Genomic DNA, 23518 nt, shown 5'->3' with positions numbered 1-23518 from the left:
GAAGGAGGGACCCGCGATGGGCCTCAACAACTTCACGTCGGGCTCCGACGACGACACGAACAGCGGCGGCACGCCTCCGAGCTTCCCGCCCATGGGCGGCATCCCCAGCCAGAGCGGCCAGTCCGACGACGCCGTCAAGGAGCTCCTCGTCGACTACAACGAGAAGTTCAAGAACGCCGACCCGACGATGTTCCGCGACGCGCTCATCGAGCAGGTCCTCTCCGTCCTGATCAGCCGGAACAAGCCGAACGTGCTCCTGAAGGGCTCCGCCGGCGTTGGTAAGACCCGGATCGTCGAGGACATCGCCCGCCGGATCGCCCTGGGCGACACCCTCATCCCGGACCAGCTCAAGGGCTTCACCGTCTACGAGCTGCCCATCACCAACCTCGTCGCCGGCTCCGGCATCGTCGGGCAGCTGGAGGAGAAGGTCCAGACCGTCATCGACTTCGCCTCAGACCCCAAGAACAAGGTCATCCTGTTCATGGACGAGATCCACCAGATCACCGGTGGATCCACCTCCCACACCGACTCAGTGCTGCGAAAGGTCTCGCAGGTGCTCAAGCCTGCCCTGGCCCGCGGCGACATGCGCGTCATCGGTGCCACCACCTCCACCGAGTCCCGGGCCTTCGACGACGACCCTGCCTTCGCGCGGCGCTTCACCCCGCTCATCGTCGACGAACTGACCGTCGAGCAAACCCTCACGGTGCTCGGCAGCGTCCGGCCGGGCCTGGTGGCGCACTACCGCCACCAGATCGCGGTCTCCGACGATGTCCTGGCGGAGACGGTCCGGATCGCGGAGGAGAATTCCCGTGCCGGGCAGCACCGCCCCGACAGCGCCATCACGCTGCTGGACCGGGCGATGGCCGACCGTGTGCTGGAGCAGAAGAAGCTCATCGTCCAGGCCGAGGCAGCCGGAGACACGGCACTCGTGAACACCTTGCGGTCGATCCCGCAGGTGCCGCTGACTACCAAGCGCGTCCTGGACGTGGCCAAGCGTCTGATGACCGGAAACGCCCAGCGCCCGGAGTTCGACGTCGCAACCCTCCGGGCGACCCTGCTGGGCCGCCTGCGCGGACAGGACGACGTGCTCGAGAAGCTCGTGGACCGCCTGGCCCGCGAGGAGCTGGACCTGTTCCCGACGTCGACCCCGACAACCTGGATGCTCGCCGGAGCCTCGGGCGTGGGCAAGACCGAGACCGCGAAGATCATTGCGGAGCAGATGACCGGCACCGAGCCGATCATCCTGAACATGACGGAGTTCCACACTCCCTCGGACACCGCGAAGATCGTCGGGGCACCTCCCGGCTACGTGGGCTCGGACTCCAACCGCGAGCTGCCATTCGACACGCTCGAGTCCAACCCCCACCGGGTGATCCTGCTCGACGAGTTCGAGAAGGCGGACAAAGCCGTGCAGCGGCTGTTCCTCTCGGCCTTCGACGAGGGCTACATCCGCAACGCCCACGGCAAGGTGCTGGACTTCTCCAAGGCGCTGGTGATCTGCACGACCAACGCCGCGCGGGAAGCCCTGAACCGCAAGCCGGTCGGCTTCGGCTCGGCCCCGCCGGCGGTCTCCCACCGGTCCCTGACCAAGGAGCTGGCTCAGTTCTTCGACGCAGAGCTGCTCGGGCGGTTCTCACTCGTCGTGGGTTTCAACCCGGTCGACGAGCAGGCCTACCGGGAGATCCTCGCGGCGGAGTACAGCCGCCAGCGCGAACGGATCCTGGACGCCAGGCCCCGCCTGGGCCAGACACTGCCCGCGTCGATCCCCGACGACGAGCTGCGTGCCGTCGCCGAGGAAACCTACGTCGACTCCCAGGGTGCGCGTCCGGCCGGCAAGGCCGTGCGCGCGTGGATCGAGGACCGGCTGCTCGCTGCCCAGGCTGCGTCGGCTGCGTCGACTGCGTTCATCCCACCCGCTGCCGCCGTCTCCGACGAGCCGGAGGCGCTGGCCGTCGATTGATCCCGGCACCACACTGCGTTCGAGCGCCCCTGTCCCGGATACCCGGGGTGGGGGCGCTCGTGCGTGCGCGTACCGCGTTCGAACACAGGAAGAAGGACGTCACTGCCATGACCACCACGACCACCACCGCCGTCGGCACAGTCCGTGCGGCACAGCCCGAAGACAGGAGCGAGCAGATCTGCGACGACGCACTGCTGCTGGTCTCCGCCCACTCGGCGGACGCGGCCGACTGCCGTGATCTCGCACTCATGCTCGGCCTTGTCGAGGTGGACCCCTCCGGGTCCGTCACCAAGGCCAATCCCTGGAACGCCGACTGAAGGTGCTTCCCGCCGGGCCTACCCAAGAGGTGAGCCTGCGATTGACCGCCGCGCGCATGGGTAGCGCGCGGTGTCCGGGTCCGCGGGGCTGACGCCGCCGCGCCCGGATTCAGGGGCCTCACGGCCCCTGACGGGTGGGTTGAGAGGAGCGCGGGAGGGCTCGTCGCCAGAGGCGAGCCCTCCCGCTCTCATGCCCGCGCCCGTGACCCAAGCGCTCGTCTACGAGCATTCGACTGACCATTCGTCTCCTGTGAGAATGGTCTATGCGGCTTCCATTCGACAAACCCTCTCGACCCGCCTACTGATTCGTTCGAAGAAAGACGACACCATGCCTATTCTGCTTGACGACATCGACCTTTCCGCAGCCGCCGTCGCTGCCCAGAAGACCGTCGACCCGAAGTTCTTCTCCTCGCGCCTGACCGGGTCCGGCAAGAAGACCGGCCTGCTCAATGAGAGCCTGCGGCCGATCAACACCGCGACCAACACCGCCTACGCGGTTGACCGCGACATCGAGGTCAAGCAGAGCTCGACCCACCACGACATCACCACCGCGCTGGTGCCGCTGGCCCCGATCACGCGCCGCTCCCTGCTCTCGGGCGGGTCGTTCACGCTGCCGGTACCGCATGTCGATGACCGCTTCGAGCTCGACATCGCCACGCCGACCAACTCCTGGGACGTGCACTTCGACATGACCCCCCAGGCCCTGACCGTGTACGAGGATAAGTCCGGCGACAAGATCCGCCGTGACCTGGTGATCCAGTACCGCCTGGAGCTCTACTTCCTCAAGCAGGGCTTGGCCGAGCCCGAGCGCGCCGTATCGGTGTCCCGCTCCATCGGCTACGGCAACCACGACGCGGCGGTGTTCCTGCAGTGGGACACCAGCCCCGCAGAGAATGCCCGCGACGTCATCGAGGATGTGCTCTCGGCCGCAGGGTTGAGTGCCACCAACCTCGACAAGCTCGCCGACTGGATGGACGAGTACCCGATCTACGAGCGCATCACGCGCCTGGCCCAGATCTGGGACTCCGAGGCCATCTCGGACACCGTCTGCCAGTACGTGCAGGACATGCCGGCCAGCCCCACCGAGGAGCAGCTGAACATGCTCGCGGTGCAGCTGCGCTACCTGGAGAACTACAACGTCCCGCTGGAGGCCTACCGCCGGATCCACCAGCAGCTGGACACCACGTTCTCCGCGCCGATCGCGGCGAAGCTGTCCAAGCAGAACCTCAGCCTGCTGATGAACCACACCCTCGACCACCTGGAGCGCATGAAGGGCCAGCTCCTCACGCCGCCCCAGCCGGCCACGGCCCCGGTCTTCCCGCCGCACCTGTCCAAGCAGCAGCTCGACGCGCTCAGCACGCACGAGCCGCTCGTGATGACGCAGGCCGGCGCGGGCACAGGCAAGTCGACCGTGATCCTTGAGCGCATCAAGTACCTCGAGACCTGCGGGGTGCCCGCCAGCGACATCACCGTCCTGTCGTTCACCAACGCCGCCGCCGACAACATCACGGAGAAGAACCCGAACGTCGGCTCGATGACGATCGCCAAGATGATCATCGACATCTATTCGATGAACCACCCGACCCACAAGGTCTCGGCCATCGACACGATCATCAACTCGATCGACATCTTCTACCCGAACAGCCAGTTCGCGGCGACGTTCCGACACCGCCTGCTGGAGGTCGACCAGAACAAGACCGGCGCGTTCACGGCCCTGAACACCTTCGTCGAGAACCACTTCGACGAGGTGATCGCGCTGCTCGACCGCATCGAGCAGACCTCGCTGGAGCTGCAGATCATCATCTGCTACCAGAAGATCGATGACATGTCCGAGCCTGCCCACGTGCAGAGCAAGTACCTGATCATCGACGAGGTCCAGGACAACTCGGTCTTCGAGTTCATCTACGTGCTGAAGTACATCACCAAGCACGCCCAGTCGCTGTTCATCGTCGGGGACGCCAGCCAGACGCTGTACGAGTTCCGATCGGCCAACCCGAGGGCGCTCAACACGCTGGAGGGCTCGGGGGTCTTCGCAACCTTCCGGCTCACGACGAATTACCGGAGCAACCAGGAGATTCTCGACTTCGCGAACGTCGTGCTTGGCGGTCTGGAGACCAACCAGTTCGCCAACATCCAGCTGCAGGCCAACTCGCTGGCGGTGCCCACGGCCGACTCCTTCCAGGAGAAGGTCACCCTCAACTACCACGAGGTGGCCCGCCTGACCGGCTTCATCGCCAACGACCTTCAGCCGCTCGTGCGCAACACGGTGATCCCGGAGTACGTTCAGGCCTGCCTGGACCGCGGCGAGCAGGTGGCCTTCCTGGCCTACGCCCGCCGTGAGGTGGCGCTGATCCAGGAAGTGCTCGAGAAGGCCTACCCGAACAAGCACGTGGCCTCGCTCGTCAGCGACCGCGTCTACGCCACGGACATCTTCTCGAAGTACATCAAGTTCTTCTGGAACGACGTCCTGCAGGTGCAGCCGGCCAACGCCTCGTTCGTGGTCTCGCAGGGGATCAAGGACAACATGGGCAAGCTGACGAAGAATGCCGGAAACGTCAACGTCGAGAAGGCAATCCTGCGCACCATCTCCGAGTGGTGGGTCGAGAACAGCGCCGCGATCAACGGCTGGGTGGCCCTGTGCAACCAGGGCAGCCTGCCTGCGAACGTGTTCTTCGACCGGCTCCGCGACAACCTCCTGTCCTTCGAGATCACGCGCAACCAGCAGAAGCTGAACGTGAACAAGCAGAAGAACCAGGAGCGCAAGCGGAAGAACCTCGAGTCCAAGGCCGATCTCGTCGTCTCGACGATCCACGGTGCCAAGGGCCTCGAGTTCGACAACGTCGTCGTCCTCTACAAGGAGGACGCGAAGATGACCCAGGACACCAAGCGGATGTTCTACGTCGCGTTCACGCGCGCCATGAAGAGCCAGTACGTGCTCTCCTACGGCACGGCGAAGAACCCGCCGATCCAGAGCAGCTACGAACAGATCGTCAACGCCCTCACCGAGCGTGACGAGAAGAACGCGCAGCGCGCTGCGGGCATCGACCCGACCCTTCTGGTCGACGACGAGGACGCCGGTACCGCCGGCGACCAGCAGCAGATCGCAGAAGCCGTCTGACCGACGGCACCGGCGCGGGCGCTCCACCTCCACGAGAGGTCGGAGCGCCCGCGCCTCCTGCTTCCCATCCCATAAACACAGCCAATGCAGCTTCGAAGGAGCACGCCATGACCGCCACTGGAATCCAGGCCGGCTCAGAGGAGCTCGTGCCGGGCCCCGACAGTGCCTACGACCTGGTCATCTGCCACGACGACCGGATCGTCTTCCACGACCACTACCCCTCGCCAGCATTCCGGCTGCGCATGTGCGCGCAGCTGCTGACCGCCTCGGACGTCGTCCTGGGCGCAATCGACGCCTCCGCCGCGAACGAAGTGCACGAGCTGTACCAGTCCAGCTCCGGGCAGTGGGAGAGCGCCCCGGACAGCGTGGTCAACGCCATCGCCAAGCTCTGCCGCCGATGGGGCGTCCAGGTCTACGTGAGCACAACCCGCAAGAAGACCGAGGTTCCCGCCGCGCTCTATTCGGTGATCACCGAGTACGGCCCCGGACAGACTATCGCCGAGCACTTCACCTCCAGAGAGGCCCGCCGGGCCAGCCTCATCGAGCGTGCCGACATGTTCTTCAGCTCCCGCGGCAGCATCCCCGAGCGGGTGCTGGCCGACGAGCAGCGCCTCGCCGCGCTCGTGGGTGCGTTCCTCATGCCCGCCACCGTGCTCCTCACCGAGGCCGTGCTCGACGAGGCCGACGGCCACTACAAGCCCTCCGGCCGGCCACTGCCGATCCTCTGAGCACCGCCCGAGCGGACGGCCCCGACCACAACCCTGACCAGCAGACCCGAAAGGGACCCGCCATGTCCGCACCTGACACCGTCAAGCCCGAGAACCCGTACGCCCGTACGTACGCCGACTTTCTCGCCCAGACCCGGGAGCACGTCCTCGTCGTTCTGCACGACGAGGATCTCTACCGCCACTTCAGGATCCAGGCCCCAGGGACCCGCATGTGGTCCTGGGACGTCACCACCTGGCCCGGCCACCTGGCCACCAGCGGCGACATCGCCGACGGCTACATGTTCACCCGAGAACCCGACATGATCGGTTTCTTCGCGTCGGCCGGCAAGAGCGAGGGCTACTACTCCGACGGTGCGCCAAGCATCGACTTCCGCTACTGGGCCGAGAAGCTCTGCGGCGGCCGCTCCCGCGAAGTAAAGCAGTACGACTCGGATCTCTTCATCCAGCTGGTGCGGGAGCACCTCGAAGAAAGCGAGGGACTCGGCACCGAGGCCCAGGAGGTCCACCATCAGCAGTTGGCGCTGCTGGCGCGCCTGCACGAACTGCGCGGCCTTGACGGGGACGCACAGTTGGCGCTCTTCGAGGCCCACTGGAACGCCCAGGAGCACCTCGCGGCCACCGGCACCGTGCTGAACCACGAGCGCCGGAACGCGGCCGCTGCCGCGCGCGCTGCCCTCTGGAGCACCGACGGCATCCCCGACGAGAAGTTCGACCGGCTCACAGAGGAACACAACTGGATGGAGCTCGCCGACATCGAGGTCCCACGACATTCCCCTGCCGAGCGGCGCATGGAAATCATCGAAGACGCCCGCTGGCACGCCGACAGCGAGTCGGAGGCCCACAAATGGCTGGCTGAGCACGAGGACACCGTCGGCTCCGACACCTGGGAGTGGGACCTGCGCGACTGGGACATCCACTTCCTGTTCACCTGCTACTGCGTCGACCTGGCTGTGCGCCTCTACCGCGAGCACGCCGCCGCGAAGACACAGCAATCCGCCGCCTGAGCCGACCCCACCCACATCCCGACCCAAGGAGAACCCATGAGCGCCGATATGCTCACCGCGGCCATCGCCGTCCCGGCCGACCGCACCAAGCCGATCGACTTCGAACGCGGCCGCCTGATGGTCGAGGAGACCGCGGACCCTGAATCGTTCCGGTTCGACGACCCCGAGTCCCAGCTCGAGGAGCTGGTCGAGGACTTCGACCCCGACATGCACCTGGACGCCGAGGGCGAGCCGAGCCCGGAGGTCATCAAACGCGTCGGCCGCAGGGTCATCGACGAGCTCGAAGAGGCGCTGAACTCCAGCGAGACGGACACCATCGAGGTCGCCGGCTACCGGCTGTACCTCTCCGGCGGACTCTCCTCGGGCGATTCCCCCACTGACGCCGCCGACGCGATCTGGCACGCCCACCACCTGCCGGTGACCGTCCTGCTTGCCATGGGATTCATCCCCGACTGCCGCAGGCCGCTGTCCCGGTCCAACGGCAACCCCGGACCTGTGACCGACACCGACATCGTCGACGCCATTGCCCTCGGCCTCGGCACCAAGCCGGAGTGGTCCGGTGCCGACGAACTGGAGTGGATCGCCAACGCGATCGGCTCCGTCCGGCCGCACCCGGGAGACCGGGACCCTGCCGAGTACCACACGGAGTTCACGGAGCGGCACGGCTTCGATCCGGTCGACGACAACTTTCTCATCGGCTATGTCAGCCAGTACGACAACCAGGAAGGCGGGGACTGACCTTGGCCAGCGGTGTTTTCATCCTCTGCGCGTGCTGCGCCCTCAAGCTCGTGAACGACGACGAGTCGGCTTGCCGCGACTACCACGGCCACGACCACGCTCCGCTGCAGGTGCCGGCTGGCACCGCGATCACCCAGGGTCCCCACGAATGGGCGGGCTCTCTCGAACTGACCTGCCATGGCCATGAGAACGGGACCATCCAGCCCCTCGGGGAGTACTGGGTGGCCCCAGCCCGGTCCCGCACCGGCCGAAGAAGGAGTGCGATGAGCAGCCGGACACCAGTGCCCGATGCGCTCTTCGACGCCGATCTCTGTCAGCCTCTCGGCCGCGAGGACTGGGTTGACCGCTTCGACTGGGTGATCATCGACAGGCGCGTTGTGCACGCGCCCGTCACCTGGACATGGACGTGTCCCACATGCGGAGAGTCCGGCGTCATGCCCGATGGTCCCGACCTGCTGGCAGTCCCGCACGGGTCACAGCATGCTGCAGGACTTTTCGGGACGATCGTCCCGCTCGACGTCGAGGCCGAGCGTCCGTTTACTGAATAGCCTCACCGCCCGGAAGGAGGGACCCACCATGACAGAAATCAGCACTGCCACGGCCGCGGTCATCTCGCCGGCCGTGATCGTCGACATCGACGGGACGGTCGCAACGCACACCCTTCCCGACGGACGCTTCATCAGGGGACACCACGAGTACCGGCTCGTCCCCTGGGACCTGCCCAACCCGCCAGTGATCGAAACCGTGCGCGCCCTGCACGCTGCCGGACTTGAGATCGTGTTCTGCTCCGGCAGGCCGGTCATGGACGACAACGGCTGGGACGTCGGCCGCGCGACCTACGCCTGGCTCATCGAACATGTGGGGGAGTGGACTGCCAGCTGCCCTCTGTTCATGCGCGGACAGGGCGACCGCCGGCCGGACGACATCGTCAAGCCCGAGATCTACGAGGCCTTCATCCGCGGGCGGTGGGACGTCCGGCTCGCGCTGGATGACCGGCCCAGGGTGATCCGCGCCTGGCAGGCCCTCGGCGTGCCGGTGTTCGACGTCCAGCCCGGCTCGGGCGAGTTCTGACGCATGGCCCGCGCCCTCGACCCGCAGTGGGCTGCAGGGCGCGGGCCTGCTTCTCTTCAACTGCCCCGCTACGCCATTCCCCAGCGACTCAGTGTCCATCAGGAATGGTGGGATATGAGGCACTGGCATCCCATTCGACCACGAATAGACTGGAACCATGACTGACGACAAGACCCCCCAGGCCCCGCGCGAGGGCTCCCTGCCGAAGTTCTCCGTGAACGTCGCCCCGACCCAGAAGATTACCGCCGCCGACCTGGGCACCCTGCTCGAGCGCTTCCGCGCCGGGGATGCCGAACCCCTGATCTTCGGTGACGGGAACGTCCCCGAGGCCGCCGTAATCCCGTTCGCCGACTTCGTCGACCTGCTCCGGCGGGTCCACGCCGACGAGGCTGCGTTCCAGGCCGAGCTCTCCCGCCGCATCCGTGCCTCCGACGCCTCCGAGGAGCCCGGCCTGACCCTCGATGAGCTCGGCGATGAGCTGGGCGAGCCGGCCCGGTCAATGATCCGCAAGGTGCTCGACGATGACTGAGGGGCTGCGGATCAAGGTCCATCTCAGCCCCGGGGCCCGCCAGGACATCGAACGGTTCAACCAGCGCGCCCTGAAGAATCCGCACAGCCGGGATGAGGCGCTCCTTGAGGCCACCATCGTCATGCTCCACCGGCTCAACGGCCGCCGCCACCCGACTAAGCCGCTGGACTACGACTCCCGCTTTGCCGACCTCTCCGACTGCGACACAACCTACGTCGGTGCGGATCCCCATGAGAAGCCGCCGCTGCGCATCGTCTCACGCGACATCAGGCCCGAGCCGCCCGGCGGCATCACCCGGCGCGAGATCGTCGCCATCGGCGCACGCCGCGACAGTGAGGTCTACCGGACAGCCGGCCAGCGCCTCGGGCGGCCCGTCGGGGTCACCCTCGACCAGCTCGCCGCCCAGCGCCGCGCATCCGCGGCGAAGAACCCTGCCCCGCAGGCGGGCAGGGGGCTCGACATACCCGCACCCGTCGGTGCAGACCTCGAGTTCGACTGACCATTGCGCCTCGTTTCTGTTCGTCATTCAGCCTTTCTCATAGAATGGGCATGAATGATGATTCGATGGAAACGGGATTAAGTGATGCACGACTGCGACACGGACCACCAGGCCTGGGCTCCGGCCGTCGAGGAACCACGCCGGGGGATGAGCCCGCGGGCGCAGCTGACAATCCGCCGGAGCCTTGCCCTGGCGATCGCCCTGGGAATGGCCTACGGCATCTTCCATGTGGTCTTCCGCACCGATGTTCTTGCGCCGGTGATCGCTTACGCCGAACCCGTCAAAGACGGGATCACATGGGTGATCGAGGACCCGAAGCGGGCCTGGCTGGCCTTCGCCGTGCTCGTCACCCCGCACATTGGGCTCTACTACCTGCTGTTCGAGGACCGGAAATGAGGGGACTGGCCATGCTCAAGAACACCAGAACGATCGTGGGGCTGTGCGCACTAAGTGGAGTCTCGGTCACCGCCGTCATCGGCTGGGCTACCGGCTTCTTCGCCTGGGCCGTAGGCTCCGTCCGTAGCCTGTGGGATGGCTTCATCGCCTTCCTCAACTCGCCGTTCAGCTGGGAGCACCTCACCGCCGGCGCGGGCGTGCTGCTCATCCCGATCATCATCATTATCGTGATCTTCGCCATCGCGGATAACTGAGTCGCGCGGCATCTTTCGCGGAACCCGCTCCGGCTGCCGATTCTTGCTTCAGCGGGCACAAATTGGGTGCTTAGGCCCGCGATAGCTCGGAATGCCGCTCGAGGCTGTACCGGATCAAATCCATAGCCGGGGTAAGGGCCCAGACAAGCAGCCTCATGGTCGGCCGGTTTTCCTTGGCGATGACATCATCCGGCAGAGAAGTTGACTGCGCCGGCTTCAGCACGGCATCCGCGGCCCAGCGCCTGCCGTGGGCAAAACCCGAGCACAGCTGCCATACGGACAAGGCGGACGTCCTGGGCACCAGGTCGCGGACCTGCGTGAGTATGTGCGTGCTGCTGGGGAGAATCAACTTTCCAGCGGCCCCGGAGGCATCGAGAATAGCCTGCAGTTGCGCCTTGTCGCTGTCGAAGTCCGGAAGCGTTCCCTGAAGATTCGGATGGCGACGTGCCAGTTCGCTGTACGCAGTCTCGCGGTCTTTGGCTACCTTCAGCGACAGAGACAGCGAACGAACTATCCTGGTCGCCTGTTCTTCTGGCGCTGAAATCCAGGCGGCCTGTGCGGCGCACTCAATGGCTGCCCTGACCAGCGAGAACGGGGCAAGAGGATGTGATGCTCCGGCACCAAGCATGATGCTGTCCAGCGCGTGCAAATGATCGATCGCGCTGACTACCGCATTGGCGATGTTGTGCGACGCCTGGTGGGGTTTGATGAGCCCATCGTCCTGCGCCAGACGGCTTCCGGCTTCCGGGATCCACGCCTCGTGGGAATCCCGGAAGCCCAGCCAGGTCCTCAGCTCCTGAAAATACGAGTCGGCAATCTCGAACTCTTCAGGTTCATCTTCTCGTCGCATGACTCCATTCTTCACATGGCTACATTCTTTATCGCCAGGCACGCTGGAAGCCTTCCGGGAGGGATACTTCCGTCGGCGACAACTCAGGCCTGACCCGTATGAGGCGGACTGAATGCCGGAATGCCTGACCCGACCAGGCTATGTCGGCCGAGACTTCAACCACCAACGGCTCCACCAAAGTCAAGCGAGTGGTGCCGCCCTCCTTGGTGAAGCGGTCCAGCACCCGTTCGCTGATTTCCTCCGGCCATGGATGCCTTCCCCGGGGAGGATGAAGATATATGGCCAGATCCCTTCCCGCACGAGCCGTCAAGGACGTGGACCGGCCGACAATCCGCAGCCGTCCGTGTACCGGCAAACCCACCACCGCTGCCCGCGGGTGCGCCATGGGACCTATGACCGCCGCAAGAACCACATCAAGGGCGCTTCTGCTCTTGACCTTCAGCCAAATTCGCCGGGGCTCGTACGTCTGCCCTTCACCCTTGATCTTCCCTGTCAAGTTCAGCGTGTTGAAGCAGTCCGGTTTCCCTGGGGAGTTGTGATGCTAATCGGTTTCGGGGGTAGCACAGAATCTGCAATGGCCTTCTTCGCACCCCAAGGCGTCGGCTTCGTTCGACGTATCGGCGGTTGTGCTTGGAATGCGAGTGTTGTTCGGATGGCTGCGGGTATCTATGTCCTCTAGGTTTTCCACGTTGTTGCCTTTCCTCGCCTAATGGATGGGTTCTGGATCGTGTTGGGGTGGGTTAGAGACAGCGAGACTTCTCTACGTGAGTCTTGTGGACCCGTCGTGTGCTCATTGGGTCGTGCAGTTCCATCTGCCACCCGGCAAGGCTTCCGCGAGCGAGATGTCATGCGCGCGAGCGTTTGTATGCCACAAGTCCATCGCTTCGCAGAAAGAGGGAACGTTCGCGAACCCCGTCCGATTGAAGCCACAGCACGCTGCCATCGGAGGAGGTCATGTCGATGCGTCCCGATGCGGTGACACCTCCCCCTGGTAGATTTCCACCTCGTCGCCAGATGAAAGATGAGACCAGTCGCTGACCGGCACTCCCCATCGAAGGGACCGTCCAAAGAATCCTCGTTCCCACCGGGATACATTCACGGGATTGCCTTTCTTCGGAGAAGGACGCTACCGGCTCCGACCGGGGCGGTGAATCGCATTTTGCTCGGAAATTGGTGCTCCTTGCGCTGTAGCGGTTTCACGGATTGGCTGCCTGTAGCCGGCTCGTATACGCCTGTCCCTGCCAGGGTTTCTCGGACCTAAATACTTCGCAAATAGGCAGGGCGTGAAGCTCTTGCGATACCGAGGATCCCCGCACCTGCCCTGTGGACCCAATGTGCAGGGGCTTTTCTGTGCTTCATCTCCCAGAGAGGCCGACGCGGTCAGGGCTGGGCGTAGACGTAGGGTCGGAGCGGCGGTTCAGTTACGACGTGCGGGTAGGCGACGAGCTGGGCGAGGACCGTGTTCCAGAGGTCAACGTACTTGCCGGGGAACGTCAGCGGGTTCACCCCGGGCATGAGCAGCTTCGTGCACGTGGACGCCGGAATACGTGCGGGGTCGGCGGGTCCGTCGTGGGCGAGAGCATCGATGGCCAGGGCATAGGCGACCGGGTCATAGGTGCCGGTGGCCAGGTGGTCGGCCGCGTTGAGCGGGCAGACATCCTGGAGGGCGACATTGGTGATGCTGGCCCCGCCGCCGTGCAGCGACGTGGTCCCGGAATCATCTAGGTTTGGCGTGACAAACTGGTCAGTGTGGGAGTAGATGTCCGTGTAGGAGATCCCGGCGAAGGTTTCCTGGTAGGAGTTGGTCGCCTGGGTGAAGGCGGAGTTGAGCCGCTGCTGCTGGAGTGCCGGCGCGCATCCGGGAACGCACATGCCGTCCACAGTCATGCTGCCGTGGTTCGTGGCACCCAGCGCGACGTAGTCATCGACCATGTCCCGGGTGTCGGGCCAGAAACGCATCGCGAATCGGGGCGCGAGGCCGCCTTGGCTGAAGCCGAGGAGATCCACCTTGCGGCCGCTGGTGGCGCGGACCTGCCGGATGGCGTTGACGATATATTCGGCGGACACTTGGATGTCGTTCATGGCGCTATCGGGCAGGGTCACTGAGCAGTACGGCCAGTTCAGCTTGTCCAGGGCCGGGAACCAGTTCCCGTTGAAGTTCGACTGCGGGGTCAGCGTGGTTCCGGGGATCAGCAGCACTACGTTGCGGGTGGCGCTGCTGGTGTTCGCGGTGCACTGCAGGCTGTCAGCCAGGAGGTTCTGCGGCACGGAGAGCGCCGGACCGGGCTGATCCACCGGAGCGTACGCCGGCCCGGTTTGGTCGGCTGCCACCGCTGGCGAGATCGATGACAGCGCCAGGGCCGCCGCGGTGAGTGCCCCGACGATGATGCCGAGGGTTGCCTTCCGCATGACCGTTGGGGGTTTCTTGGTCTTCATAAAGAAATTCCTTTGCTAGTCTTTGCCAGGCTGTCCTGGCAACGTGTCTGTTGCATCGCCCGGATCTGGCCCTGGGTAGGCGCCGAATCCTGGAACGTGGATACCTCCGGCAAGGATCCACCAGTAGGGGTCGTTGCCGGTGAAATGGTCGGAAACGTCCATTGTTCCCATCTGCGGGGAGGCAAGTTTCCGTGTGCCCGGCTTTGATGACGGCCCGGACCGCTGTCTGATGGCAGTGCGGAGCCACTTCAGAAGTAGCATCGGCTTCCTTTGCATCGGTCCAGACCGGATGCGGGGTATCAACGAGACCCAGGTACGGGGCCCACTACCACCGCGTACGTGAATTGCGGTGAAGAGACCGCGACGGATGGGCTCCCCGGGCGACTATGCCTGGAGGCGGCCGTCTATGAGGCGAGGGAGCTGCAGCGGATTTTCTTCGCGGATTGCCTCGGGCAGGAGATGTTGCGGGAAGCCCTGGTAGGCCACCGGTCGCAGGAATCGTTCGATGGCTGCGGTCCCCACCGACGTGCTTCCTGCAGCCGTGGTCGCCGGGTAGGGTCCGCCGTGCTGCTGCGCATATGTCACCGAAACCCCCGTCGGCCACTGGTTCCAGACCACCCGGCCTGCCTTTCGGGCAAGCACTGTCACCAGTGGAGCTACGTGGCATGAGTTTGTTCCGTGGATGGTGGCCGTCAGTTGCCCTGCGAAGGTTTCTGCCAGCCCGGGCAGGGCAGTCTCGTCGTCGTACGTCACTACTACGGCCGTGGGGCCGAAGCATTCGGTCTGCAGGGCATGAGGGTCGGCGAGCATGTCTTCTGCAGTCGTGAGCAGGAGTGTGGGTGCCGGTGGATTGGCGAGCGGTCCGGTTCCTTGTGCGAGTACTTCGAGGCGCGGATTTGATTGCAGGGACCGGAGGACTTCGGTGTAGCCGGATTGGATCCGATCGTTGAGCAGCGGCGCGGCTGACGGCAGGGCAGCGCTACGCAGGACGTCCACCATGTCGGAACCGGCCGGAACGAACAGCATTCCGGGCTTTGTGCAGAACTGTCCGGCTCCCAGTGTGAACGAGTGGACGAATCCGGCAGCGATCTCGGCACCACGTTCCGCTGCGGCGGCATCGGTGACGAAAGCGGGGTTGTTGCTTCCCAGTTCGCCGAAGAACGGGATCGGTTCGGGCCGGGAGCTGGCGATGTCGAACAATGCGCGACCGCCGGGAATTGATCCGGTGAAGGCGCCGGCTTTGACCCGGGGGTCGCGCAGGGCTGCCGCTCCGGAGGCTGTCCCGGTGATGAGCGCGAACGTCCCGGCAGGGGCCCCGGCGTCGCGAAGTGCCGCGACGACAACCTCGGCTGTGAGCCGAGACAGAGCCGGATGGCCCGAGTGGGCCTTAAGCAGTACTGGGCTGCCGGCGGCAAGTGCTGAAGCGGTGTCACCGCCGGCAACGGAGAACGCGAAGGGGAAGTTGCTGGCGGCAAATACGACCACAGGCCCTACAGGTACAAGAACCCGGCGGATATCAGGCCGCGGGGCCCCCATTGGCCAGTTAACGTCGGCGTGGTCGATTCGGGCATCCAGGTAGCCGCCGTCGCGCAGAACCTCCCCAAAGAGACGGAGCTGGAAGGTGGTTCGTTTCAGTTCGGCGCGGAGCCGGGCCTCGGGCAGCCTGGTCTCCTTTTCAGCCGTGGGGATCAGATGGTCGGCCGCACGCTCCAAAGCGACCGCTACTGCGTCGAGCAAGGCGGCACGCTCGGCCGGACGCAGCGCGGCGAGCGGGGCCGCGGCAGTCTGGGCCGCTTCCAGCAGTTTTTCCAACTCCACATCGGTAGTTGGTTCCGGTACAACGGTGGTGGTCGGGGTGATCGCGGTCATGAGCGGTCTCCTTTCGGGGGAAAATCTAAAAGAGGGGATGGTCAGAGGTTGTTGGTTTCAAGCTCAGCCAGTTCGCCAATGGCTACCGGTGCGGACAGGGGCCGCTTTGCTGAGGCGGACAGGCTTTCAGCGGTGGGAGCATTACCGTGGCCAGTTCCCAGGCAGGCGGCCGCGAAACCGCATACCCGCCCTTGGCACCAGCCCATTCCGGCGCGGGTGAAGGACTTGAGTGTCCGCGCGTCGCGGGCCCCCAGGCTCTCCCGGGCCTCGGTGATCTGCCCCGCCGTGACCTCTTCACAGCGGCACACGATGGTTTCCGGCGTGAGCCAGTCCTGCCAGGCTTCAGGGATTGGATGGGCCCTATGCATTGCCTCGGCGAAACGCCGGTGCCGCGCAGCGTCGCGGGACGCGGCGCCCGTGCCGGGGTTGCCGGCTGCGGAACCACCGGCAGCGAGGCCCTCAAGTACGGCAAGGGAAGCACCGCCGACGCCGGTCACCTCACCTGCGAGGAACAGGCCGGGAACGGTGGACTCCTGGCGCTCATCCACGACGCCGACCAGGGAACCATCGGCATCCAGGCGCGTTTCAACGCCGAGGGCCAGAGGCAATTCCATCTGCGGTGTGAAGCCCCAGCCGAACCCAACGACATCTATGTCTTCGTAGACATGCTCGGTGCCATGCCGTACCTTGCCTTCGGCGTCGACCTTCGATGTACGGACTCCGTGGACGCGGCCCGCGCCCAGTACTTCAGTAACGATGCTGCGCGTTCGGTAGGGGATGCGGTGACCGGCGAAGATTGCGGCGTATTCAGCACCCTCGAGTGCCTTTCCCGGCACACCGGCAGCCGCTTTGAGGTGCGGCAGCCAGGCTGTGGGTGAAGACGACTCAAGCACGGCGACTACTTTCCCGCCTGCGTCGGCGATGCCTGCAGCCACCGGCAGCAGGAACGGACCCGTTCCTGCGATGACGTAGCGCCGCCCGGGCAGGGCACCGTTGCCCTTAATGAACGCCTGGATTCCGCCGGCGGCCATGACCCCTGGCAAATCCCAACCGGGAACCGGGAGCTGCCGGTCATAACCTCCGGGGCACAAAACCAAGCGGGGCACAAGGACGGTGCTACCGCTCTCGTGGTACCCGGACCCGGGGCATCCCGCGTTGGTGGGCGTCGTCCGCACGATGAATCCGGCCTCGACCTTCTGCGCCATCCACACTTGCAGACCCGGGAAGTAGGTGATTCGACCCTGCTGGCACGCGGTGTCGAAACGTGCGCGGAGGTCAACGTAGGTCCGCCAACCATGGTGGCCCTTTCCGTCCGGGTTGGGCACGGCGGTCTCGGGACGGTGCCGCCAGAACTGACCGCCCGGTTGCGTTCCCGCATCTACCACCACGACGAAGGCTCCTGCCTCGGCGGCAGCGACGGCTGCCGCGAGCCCGGCGGGACCGGCTCCCACGACGGCGACGTCCGCATGGGTGGTTCGTGCTTTCTCTGCTGCGCTCATTTCTGTCCCCTGTCGGATTCCTGCGGAGAATCGACGTCCTGCGCGCAGGAACCCTGGATCTCCATGCCCTCCCGCACCTCCACGAGGCAGGCGCGCTGATTAGGTTCGCCGTCGACTGTTACCAGGCAGTCGAAGCAGATGCCGATCCCACAAAAAAGACCTCTTGGACGCGATTCCTTTCGCGTCCCCCGCCAGGCCGTGATTCCGGTGGAGACCAGCGCGGCACCCACGCTCTGGCCGGGTACGGCCACGATCGCGCGGCCGTCAAAGCTCATGCGGACTGCCTCGGGACCGCCGGTTGACCCGATCTCTCCCAATGCGTGCAGGCTCATCGTGCTGCCTCCTCTCTGTGTGTGGTGGCGTGGCCGGCTGTCTCGCCGAATCGGGCCGGTGCGAAGGGGGTCAGGTCCAGGTCGGGTGCCTGGCCGCAGAGCGCCTGGGCCAGTAGCTTGCCGGTCCCCGCGGAGAGGCCGATGCCTGCGCCTTCGTGGCCGGCGGCATGCCATAGTCCGGGGGCGCGTTCGTCGTGGCCTATGACCGGGAGATGGTCCGGCAAGTAGGGGCGGAAGCCATGGTAGTGACGGATTGCTTTGACGTGCTCAAGGAAGGGGAACAGCGCGACGGCGTTGCCCGCTAAGAGCCGCAAGGCCTCAATGCTCACGGTGCGGTCAAATCCGACGCGTTCACGGGTTGAGCCGATCAGGATGGTCCCGCTTGGAGTGCCTTCGACTACTGGCGAGGCCTGCAGCCCTGCGTCGGAACTGCCCACGTTGTCGATGTACTCGGCGGCATAGACCTTGTGGTGGACCATAGGCGGGAGTGGTTCGGTGACCATGACGAACCCGCGTCTGGGAAGGACCGGGACGTTGACACCAGCCAGAGCTGAGAGTTCACCGGCCCATGTTCCGGTGCAGTTCACCACCGCCCCTGCGGAGAAGTCACCGCGAGGCGTCCGCGCCCCCGTGACCCGGTCTCCGCTCCGGAGGAAGGCGGTGACCGGGGTGTCGGCGACGAAACGGGCACCTCCTTCGGTGGCCAGCCTCACCAGATGGGCAGCGACGAGCATTGGTTGGACCTGGCAGTCTTCCGGGTAGCTCGCGCCACCGAGAGCGTCGGGGGTGATGTTCGGTTCGGCCTTCCTCAGAGCATCAGCGTCGAGCTTCTCCACCACAACGCCGTAATCGGCTTGGGCAGCCATCACACGGCTCAGGGATGCCAGGCTGCTTTCGCGGGAGGCGACGATGATGCCGCCTTTGGTTTCGAATTCCCAGAGCCGCTTGTGCTCAGCCAAGTCGCCGTGCCAGACATCAAGGGAATAGCGTGTCAGTTCGAGTTCGGGACCGAGTTCCTTGTCGGAGACGAGGATGTTTCCTTCGCAGGCGGAAGAGGTGCCGCTGGCGGGAAGACCCTTGTCGAGCACCGTCACGGTGAGGCCCTGTTGCGTTGCGAAGAATGCAGTGGCGGCCCCTATCACTCCTGCGCCGATGACGAGGACGTCGGTCGCTGCGTTCATGTCTGATGCTCCTGTTGTGTCTCGTTCTGACCGGTGGCCCAGAGTCCCCGGGCGTGTCCGATATGGCGGCGCATTAGTGAGGCCGCGGCGGTTCCATCGCCGGTTTCGATGAGGTCGAGCAGTTCGTGGTGTTCCTGGGCTGAGTCCGCGAGGAGGTTGCTCTCGCTGAGCGACTTGAGGCCGTACAACCGGGTGCGGGTGCGCAGCTCGGTGGCCAGAACGACGAGTTGGCTGTTTCCGGCATACCGCAAAAGCTCCGCGTGAAATTCACGGTCCGCTGCCAGGTACGCGGTAAGGTCCCCCTCGCGGGCTGCATTGACAATGGCGTCCGCCATTGAACGCAGGACCATGATGCCGGAGGGCGGGACGGTTCCGGCGATGTCGCCGACCACCGGCGGTTCCAGGAGGAGCCGGATTTGCGTGAGCTCGTCCAGCTCACGTTCGCTCATGGCGGTGATCCGGAAGCCCTTGTTCTTCAGCGTTTCGACCAGACCTTCACGGGTCAGGTCCATCATGGCCTCGCGAACCGGCGTAGCCGAGACCCCGAATGCAGCAGCTAGTGCCGGTGCCGAATACAGAGTCCCCTCTTTCAACGTGCCGGCGATGATGGCGGCGCGCAGGGATTCGGTGACGGACTCACGAAGGCTGTACTGTCGGTTGAGCGGTGCGATGGGAAGGTCATTGTTGGTGGGCATGGGAGGCACTCCTTGTCTGGATTTCATGATCGGGTGCCTCCTTCATACACCAGGGCAGCTGTCACAAGGTCTTCCCATGCCATGCCCACACCCGCGTACAGGGCGGGCTTGCCCGGGGAGCGCACAAAGTCTCCTGTGACCAGGTCCCGGAGGTTGGCGGGCCTTATCGCCTTCCATTCCTCCGCGCTCCGCGCAGGGATCAAGTCACCGGCTTCACGTAATGCCGACGCCCGGCCTTCCACGACGACATCGCTGCGCAGAACCAGGCGGGCGTCGACCTCCCTGGCGTCCAAGCCGTGCTGGCCTATGGCGGCCACCACGGCACCAGGCGATACCAGGCCTCCATCGAACAGCGGGGTGCTGGACGACGTCGCGCAGATCACCACATCTGCCTCACAGACGTCCCTTTCGGTTGCCGGGTGCACTTCGACGCCCTCGGAGTCCAGCCGGCTGATCAGCTCAGCCACGTGCTGAGGCCTGCGTCCGACGACGGCGAGGCTGTACCCCGGCAGGAGGGCGTGAGCGGCCCGGAGGTGGTTGAGGGCTTGGACTCCAGTCCCGAAGACGAGGACGCGATGCTCCTCGTTGCCTCGGCGGGTGCCTTCGGGCGTTGATGCCAAGATCTGCTTGACGGCAAGCAGCGTGGTGGCCGGGGTCCGGATCGCCGTGAGTTCGTTCCCGTCCATGGTGGCTAACGGGGAAAGTGTGTCCGAATCGAAGAGGATGTAGACCCCTTGGATCTTTTCAAGTTCCCGTGCCGGGTTGGTCGGCGCGACGGTGAGGGCCTTTATCCCGCTGTACCGCCGACCCGCTGCGGGCATCAGCAGGAAGTCGCCGTTCGGAACGGGGCTGAACAACCGAGGACTATCGTCCTCAGGGTCAACGTCGTTCCGGAGGGCGTGCTCGAGGGCCGCGACCGCCGTCGACCAAGAGACGGCACCCCTCACCGCCGTCCTGTCAAAGTATGGAAGTGTTTCGGGGCGTGGGAGATTCACAGCAGGAACCCTTCCGGGAATGGATCCGTGGGGTCCAGGAAATACTGCGCCGTCCCGGTGAGCCAGGCCCGGCCGGTGACGGTGGGGACGACGGCGGCGCGGCCTGCCACTTCGGTCTCATCCACCAGCCGGCCGATGAAGCGCGAACCAATGTAGGACTCGTTGATGAAGTCTGTGGCCAAGGCGAGTTCGCCGCGCGCGTGCAGCTGCGCCATCCGGGCGCTGGTGCCAGTGCCGCACGGGGAGCGGTCGAACCAGCCGGGGTAGATGGCCATGGCATGACGGGAGTGCTCGGCCGTGGAACCAGGGGCCTTGAGGTAGACGTGGTGGCAACCGCGGATGTCTTCGCGCTCAGGGTGGACAGGCTCGTCGTCGTCGTTGATGGCGTCCATGATGGCGAGTCCGGCCTTGAGGAGATCGTTCTTCCGGGAGCGCTCGAAGGGCAATCCGAGGCTTTCCAAGTCCACGATCGCGTAGAAATTGCCGCCGAAAGCGAGGTCGTAAGCAACGGTGCCATAGCCGGGGACCTCAACTGCCGCATCGAGGCGGTCCACGAAGGAAGGCACGTTGCGGATTGTCACCGACTCGGCATGCCCGTCGTTGACCGCTACTTCGGCGATCACCAGGCCGGCCGGGGTGTCGAGCCGCACGGTGGTGACCGGCTCGACCACCTCGACCATTCCAGTTTCCACCAGCACTGTTGCAACCCCGATCGTGCCGTGGCCGCACATCGGCAGGAGGCCGGAGACCTCGATGAACAGGACGCCGAAGTCCGCATCCGGTCGCGTGGGGGGCTGAAGAATGGCACCGCTCATGGACGCGTGTCCCCGCGGTTCGGTCATCAGGAGTGTGCGGATCCAGTCGCTGTTTTCCATGAACCAGAGGCGGCGCTCGGCCATGGTGGCACCCGGGATCGTCCCGATGCCGCCAGTGATGACGCGGGTGGGCATACCCTCGGTATGCGAGTCCACGGCGTGGAAGATGCGGCTGGTTCTCATGCGATTGTCCTTCGTTGTTACATCCATTGCCCCGTAGCTGCCCGGCGAGCGTGCCCACCGGGCAGCTACGGGTGGTCAATGCGGAGTGGTTACTTGTAGCCCTTGGCGAGGGCTGCTTCGGTGTCGCGGACGACGGCCGCCCGCACCTCCGGGGAAAGCGGCCCACGCGGCGGACGGCAGACACCGCCGCGCAGACCCACAATGTCCATGGACAGCTTGATGGACTGGACGAACTCAGTCTTGCTGTCCCAGCGCAGCAGCGAGTGCAGATCCCGGTAGATCGCGCGGGCTCGTTCCAAGTCCGAGACGTCACCGGAGGTGGAGAGCCGGTAGAGCTCCAGCGTGGACTCCGGAATCGCATTCGGATAGCCGGCCACCCAGCCGACGGCACCGGCCAGGCCCATTTCCACGACCGTGTCGTCCGTGCCGATGAGCAGGTCCACCTCCGGGGCGAGCTCCTTGATCTCATACGCCCTGCGGACATCGCCGGTGAACTCCTTCACGCCGACAATCAGTCCTTCACCATGGAGGCGGGCGATGAGTTGCGGGGTCAGGTCCACCTTGGTGTCGATGGGGTTGTTGTAAGCCACGATCGGCAGTCCCACGGCGGCGGCGCGGCGATAGTGGTCCACCACCTCGTCGTCGGTGGCCCGGTAAGAGTTGGGCGGCAGCAGCATGAGCGCACCGGCGCCCGCTTCGGCGGCCTGCTCTGCCCACTGCTGGGTTTGGAGTCCGCCGTAGGCCCCGACGCCGGCCATGACGGTGAAGCCCTCCGGCGCTGCTTCGACCGCTGTCGTGATCACGCGGGCGCGTTCTTCTTCGCTCAGCGTCTGGTACTCACCCAGCGAGCCGTTGGGGGCAACGCCGTCGCAGCCCGCGTTGGCCAGGAATCGGACATGCTCGGCATAAGCGTCGTAGTCGACGCTGAGGTCCTCGTTGAACGGCAGCGCCGTGGCGACGAGTACACCATGCCAGGGCTTGCGGGATTCAGTCATTGTGGGTTCCTTTCAGTGGGGCACTCGCGGCGCCCGTCATTGTTTGCTGCCGTGAGCTGCCTCACGACCTAATTTACCATGTGACATTGCACAGGTGTTATAAGGGGCCGACCAAAACCGGCACCCGGGTTTGCTGACTCGCGTCAGCAAGCAGGGGCAGGAGAGGCTAGCTTGCGGGAACTATGTACTGCTTTTCGGCAACTTTCCCGAGTCCCTCGGACAGGCCGGCGTCGGTCAGAAGCTTGGCGATGGTCCCGTCCGCGCGCTGTGAGGTGATGCCGGCATTGAGTGCGTCCTGGAGGCTCTTGTTGCCCTTGGTCATCGGGAAGGCGGCCTCGGGCGCGTGGGCGATTGCCCCGACGCGTGCGTCCGGTTTCTCGTTCGCGAGGGCAACCTTGACGCCCGCGGCGCCCTTGAATTGAAGCACCTGTACCCCGTAGGCGTCGACGTCGGCGTCCAGGCGGCCGGCGTCGAAATCCGCCTTCAGTTCGACGCTGCTGGGGTAAGTGACAAGCTTGTCGCCCAGAATCTTCTTGAGGTCCTCAACCCAGAGGTAGCCGTCGATCGTGCCCACCTTGTTCATCTTCTCCAGGTCGGCGACAGTGGTGGCGCCCGACTTGGAAACGATGCCCATGCCGTCGAGATAGGTGGACGCGGAGAAGTCTACGGCCTTGAGGCGTTTCTCTGTGGCGTCGATGGTGCCCACCGCGAGGTCGATATTGCCGCCGGAAATGGACTGCACGGCATCGGCGTAGGTGGCCTGCTGGTAAGCGGGTTCGAGGCACTCGTCCTTCGCGATCTTGCTGACAATCGCGATGTCGATGCCGTTGGGCTTGCCGCTGTTGTAACTGCTGAACGGCGGGATGTCGATGACGCCGACCGTGAGTTTCCCCGGTGTGACAGTCTGGATGCCCTGGTGCTTTGGGGTGCATGAGGCTGTGCTTGCGTCCGAGGATCCGCTGCAGGCCGTCAGGCTGAGGCCAAGGGCGATAACGCTGGCAGTCAGGATGCCGGCGCCTTTGAGGCGGTGGGTATTCATGGTTCCTCCTGGTGG

23 protein-coding genes are annotated in these 23518 nt (G+C 65.1%); 12 read left to right on the top strand and 11 right to left on the bottom strand.

Annotation, left to right across the window (positions count from 1 at the left end; genetic code table 11):
• Nucleotides 1-16: 16 nt before the first annotated feature.
• From DFO47_RS03615 to DFO47_RS03560, 12 genes are all read left to right on the top strand, one after another.
• Nucleotides 17-1960, top strand: a complete 1944-nt coding sequence (locus DFO47_RS03615; protein ID WP_133830738.1) for an AAA family ATPase — start codon at nucleotides 17-19, stop codon at nucleotides 1958-1960.
• Between the two features lie 107 nt (nucleotides 1961-2067).
• The gene (locus DFO47_RS03610) at nucleotides 2068-2277 is read left to right on the top strand and encodes a hypothetical protein (RefSeq protein ID WP_133830737.1); all 210 of its coding nucleotides are present in this window, start codon (nucleotides 2068-2070) and stop codon (nucleotides 2275-2277) included.
• 328 nt (nucleotides 2278-2605) lie between these two features.
• Nucleotides 2606-5395 (top strand): AAA family ATPase, encoded by a 2790-nt coding sequence (locus DFO47_RS03605; protein WP_133830736.1) that lies wholly within the window; start codon nucleotides 2606-2608, stop codon nucleotides 5393-5395.
• A 107-nt stretch (nucleotides 5396-5502) separates the two neighbouring features.
• A complete protein-coding gene (locus DFO47_RS03600) occupies nucleotides 5503-6123 on the top strand; it encodes a hypothetical protein (protein ID WP_133830735.1) in 621 nt (206 codons plus the stop codon).
• Nucleotides 6124-6185: 62 nt separating this feature from the next.
• On the top strand, nucleotides 6186-7127 hold the full coding sequence (locus DFO47_RS03595; protein WP_133830734.1) for a hypothetical protein: 942 nt from the start codon (nucleotides 6186-6188) through the stop codon (nucleotides 7125-7127).
• 36 nt (nucleotides 7128-7163) lie between these two features.
• Nucleotides 7164-7865, top strand: coding sequence for a hypothetical protein (locus tag DFO47_RS03590; RefSeq protein WP_133830733.1), 702 nt, complete (start codon nucleotides 7164-7166; stop codon nucleotides 7863-7865).
• Nucleotides 7866-7867: 2 nt separating this feature from the next.
• A complete protein-coding gene (locus DFO47_RS03585; protein WP_133830732.1) occupies nucleotides 7868-8413 on the top strand; it encodes a hypothetical protein in 546 nt (181 codons plus the stop codon).
• Nucleotides 8414-8441: 28 nt separating this feature from the next.
• Complete coding sequence (locus tag DFO47_RS03580) at nucleotides 8442-8936, top strand: hypothetical protein (RefSeq protein WP_133830731.1); 495 nt, start codon at nucleotides 8442-8444, stop codon at nucleotides 8934-8936.
• Nucleotides 8937-9093: 157 nt separating this feature from the next.
• Nucleotides 9094-9465, top strand: coding sequence for a hypothetical protein (locus DFO47_RS03575; RefSeq protein WP_133830730.1), 372 nt, complete (start codon nucleotides 9094-9096; stop codon nucleotides 9463-9465).
• Nucleotides 9458-9964: a hypothetical protein gene (locus DFO47_RS03570; protein ID WP_133830729.1), complete on the top strand. Its 507-nt coding sequence runs from the start codon at nucleotides 9458-9460 to the stop codon at nucleotides 9962-9964. The genes DFO47_RS03575 and DFO47_RS03570 overlap by 8 nt, the downstream gene beginning before the upstream one ends.
• Nucleotides 9965-10045: 81 nt before the next feature.
• The gene (locus DFO47_RS03565; RefSeq protein WP_133830728.1) at nucleotides 10046-10360 is read left to right on the top strand and encodes a hypothetical protein; all 315 of its coding nucleotides are present in this window, start codon (nucleotides 10046-10048) and stop codon (nucleotides 10358-10360) included.
• Complete coding sequence (locus DFO47_RS03560; protein ID WP_133830727.1) at nucleotides 10357-10614, top strand: hypothetical protein; 258 nt, start codon at nucleotides 10357-10359, stop codon at nucleotides 10612-10614. Before DFO47_RS03565 ends, DFO47_RS03560 begins: the two co-directional genes overlap by 4 nt.
• A gap of 70 nt (nucleotides 10615-10684) precedes the next feature.
• On the opposite strand, the gene DFO47_RS03555 is transcribed toward DFO47_RS03560, so the two are convergent.
• The 11 genes from DFO47_RS03555 to DFO47_RS03505 form a co-directional block, all read right to left on the bottom strand.
• Nucleotides 10685-11464 (bottom strand): hypothetical protein, encoded by a 780-nt coding sequence (locus DFO47_RS03555; RefSeq protein WP_133830726.1) that lies wholly within the window; start codon nucleotides 11462-11464, stop codon nucleotides 10685-10687.
• A gap of 1380 nt (nucleotides 11465-12844) precedes the next feature.
• On the bottom strand, nucleotides 12845-13900 hold the full coding sequence (locus DFO47_RS03550; RefSeq protein WP_208294360.1) for a hypothetical protein: 1056 nt from the start codon (nucleotides 13898-13900) through the stop codon (nucleotides 12845-12847).
• A gap of 384 nt (nucleotides 13901-14284) precedes the next feature.
• Nucleotides 14285-15769: an aldehyde dehydrogenase (NADP(+)) gene (locus tag DFO47_RS03545; protein WP_133830725.1), complete on the bottom strand. Its 1485-nt coding sequence runs from the start codon at nucleotides 15767-15769 to the stop codon at nucleotides 14285-14287.
• 41 nt (nucleotides 15770-15810) lie between these two features.
• Complete coding sequence (locus tag DFO47_RS21430) at nucleotides 15811-17268, bottom strand: FAD-dependent oxidoreductase (RefSeq protein ID WP_133830724.1); 1458 nt, start codon at nucleotides 17266-17268, stop codon at nucleotides 15811-15813.
• Nucleotides 17265-17600: a (2Fe-2S)-binding protein gene (locus DFO47_RS03535; protein WP_243835336.1), complete on the bottom strand. Its 336-nt coding sequence runs from the start codon at nucleotides 17598-17600 to the stop codon at nucleotides 17265-17267. Before DFO47_RS03535 ends, DFO47_RS21430 begins: the two co-directional genes overlap by 4 nt.
• Entirely contained in the window at nucleotides 17597-18781 is a 1185-nt protein-coding gene (locus tag DFO47_RS03530) for an FAD-dependent oxidoreductase (protein WP_133830723.1), read from the bottom strand. Before DFO47_RS03530 ends, DFO47_RS03535 begins: the two co-directional genes overlap by 4 nt.
• Nucleotides 18778-19476 carry a GntR family transcriptional regulator gene (locus DFO47_RS03525; protein WP_133830722.1) on the bottom strand — a complete coding sequence of 233 codons (699 nt, stop codon included), beginning with the start codon at nucleotides 19474-19476 and terminating at the stop codon, nucleotides 18778-18780. Before DFO47_RS03525 ends, DFO47_RS03530 begins: the two co-directional genes overlap by 4 nt.
• Before the next feature lie 23 nt (nucleotides 19477-19499).
• Nucleotides 19500-20471: an ornithine cyclodeaminase family protein gene (locus DFO47_RS03520; RefSeq protein WP_133830721.1), complete on the bottom strand. Its 972-nt coding sequence runs from the start codon at nucleotides 20469-20471 to the stop codon at nucleotides 19500-19502.
• The gene (locus DFO47_RS03515) at nucleotides 20468-21469 is read right to left on the bottom strand and encodes a proline racemase family protein (protein ID WP_133830720.1); all 1002 of its coding nucleotides are present in this window, start codon (nucleotides 21467-21469) and stop codon (nucleotides 20468-20470) included. The genes DFO47_RS03520 and DFO47_RS03515 overlap by 4 nt, the downstream gene beginning before the upstream one ends.
• Before the next feature lie 89 nt (nucleotides 21470-21558).
• Nucleotides 21559-22464 (bottom strand): dihydrodipicolinate synthase family protein, encoded by a 906-nt coding sequence (locus DFO47_RS03510; protein ID WP_133830719.1) that lies wholly within the window; start codon nucleotides 22462-22464, stop codon nucleotides 21559-21561.
• A 166-nt stretch (nucleotides 22465-22630) separates the two neighbouring features.
• Entirely contained in the window at nucleotides 22631-23503 is an 873-nt protein-coding gene (locus DFO47_RS03505; RefSeq protein WP_133830718.1) for an ABC transporter substrate-binding protein, read from the bottom strand.
• Nucleotides 23504-23518: the final 15 nt, after the last annotated feature.

The organism is Arthrobacter sp. AG258, assembly GCF_004364695.1.
In the GTDB taxonomy this organism is placed as follows: domain Bacteria; phylum Actinomycetota; class Actinomycetes; order Actinomycetales; family Micrococcaceae; genus Arthrobacter.
Note: the sequence above shows the minus strand (reverse complement) of the source record. Positions and strands in the feature narration are given on the sequence as shown.

What these genes read in the sequence shown, in the direction of transcription:
- DFO47_RS03575 (WP_133830730.1), top strand. Translation starts at nt 9,094, where the DNA reads ATGACTGACGACAAGACCCCCCAGGCCCCGCGCGAGGGCTCCCTGCCG.
- DFO47_RS03535 (WP_243835336.1), bottom strand. Translation starts at nt 17,600, where the DNA reads ATGAGCCTGCACGCATTGGGAGAGATCGGGTCAACCGGCGGTCCCGAG.
- DFO47_RS03550 (WP_208294360.1), bottom strand. Translation starts at nt 13,900, where the DNA reads ATGAAGACCAAGAAACCCCCAACGGTCATGCGGAAGGCAACCCTCGGC.
- DFO47_RS03530 (WP_133830723.1), bottom strand. Translation starts at nt 18,781, where the DNA reads ATGAACGCAGCGACCGACGTCCTCGTCATCGGCGCAGGAGTGATAGGG.
- DFO47_RS03605 (WP_133830736.1), top strand. Translation starts at nt 2,606, where the DNA reads ATGCCTATTCTGCTTGACGACATCGACCTTTCCGCAGCCGCCGTCGCT.
- DFO47_RS03570 (WP_133830729.1), top strand. Translation starts at nt 9,458, where the DNA reads ATGACTGAGGGGCTGCGGATCAAGGTCCATCTCAGCCCCGGGGCCCGC.
- DFO47_RS03510 (WP_133830719.1), bottom strand. Translation starts at nt 22,464, where the DNA reads ATGACTGAATCCCGCAAGCCCTGGCATGGTGTACTCGTCGCCACGGCG.
- DFO47_RS03600 (WP_133830735.1), top strand. Translation starts at nt 5,503, where the DNA reads ATGACCGCCACTGGAATCCAGGCCGGCTCAGAGGAGCTCGTGCCGGGC.
- DFO47_RS03525 (WP_133830722.1), bottom strand. Translation starts at nt 19,476, where the DNA reads ATGCCCACCAACAATGACCTTCCCATCGCACCGCTCAACCGACAGTAC.
- DFO47_RS03545 (WP_133830725.1), bottom strand. Translation starts at nt 15,769, where the DNA reads ATGACCGCGATCACCCCGACCACCACCGTTGTACCGGAACCAACTACC.
- DFO47_RS03610 (WP_133830737.1), top strand. Translation starts at nt 2,068, where the DNA reads ATGACCACCACGACCACCACCGCCGTCGGCACAGTCCGTGCGGCACAG.
- DFO47_RS03580 (WP_133830731.1), top strand. Translation starts at nt 8,442, where the DNA reads ATGACAGAAATCAGCACTGCCACGGCCGCGGTCATCTCGCCGGCCGTG.
- DFO47_RS03595 (WP_133830734.1), top strand. Translation starts at nt 6,186, where the DNA reads ATGTCCGCACCTGACACCGTCAAGCCCGAGAACCCGTACGCCCGTACG.
- DFO47_RS03555 (WP_133830726.1), bottom strand. Translation starts at nt 11,464, where the DNA reads ATGCGACGAGAAGATGAACCTGAAGAGTTCGAGATTGCCGACTCGTAT.
- DFO47_RS03560 (WP_133830727.1), top strand. Translation starts at nt 10,357, where the DNA reads ATGAGGGGACTGGCCATGCTCAAGAACACCAGAACGATCGTGGGGCTG.
- DFO47_RS03615 (WP_133830738.1), top strand. Translation starts at nt 17, where the DNA reads ATGGGCCTCAACAACTTCACGTCGGGCTCCGACGACGACACGAACAGC.
- DFO47_RS03515 (WP_133830720.1), bottom strand. Translation starts at nt 21,469, where the DNA reads ATGAGAACCAGCCGCATCTTCCACGCCGTGGACTCGCATACCGAGGGT.
- DFO47_RS03505 (WP_133830718.1), bottom strand. Translation starts at nt 23,503, where the DNA reads ATGAATACCCACCGCCTCAAAGGCGCCGGCATCCTGACTGCCAGCGTT.
- DFO47_RS21430 (WP_133830724.1), bottom strand. Translation starts at nt 17,268, where the DNA reads ATGAGCGCAGCAGAGAAAGCACGAACCACCCATGCGGACGTCGCCGTC.
- DFO47_RS03590 (WP_133830733.1), top strand. Translation starts at nt 7,164, where the DNA reads ATGAGCGCCGATATGCTCACCGCGGCCATCGCCGTCCCGGCCGACCGC.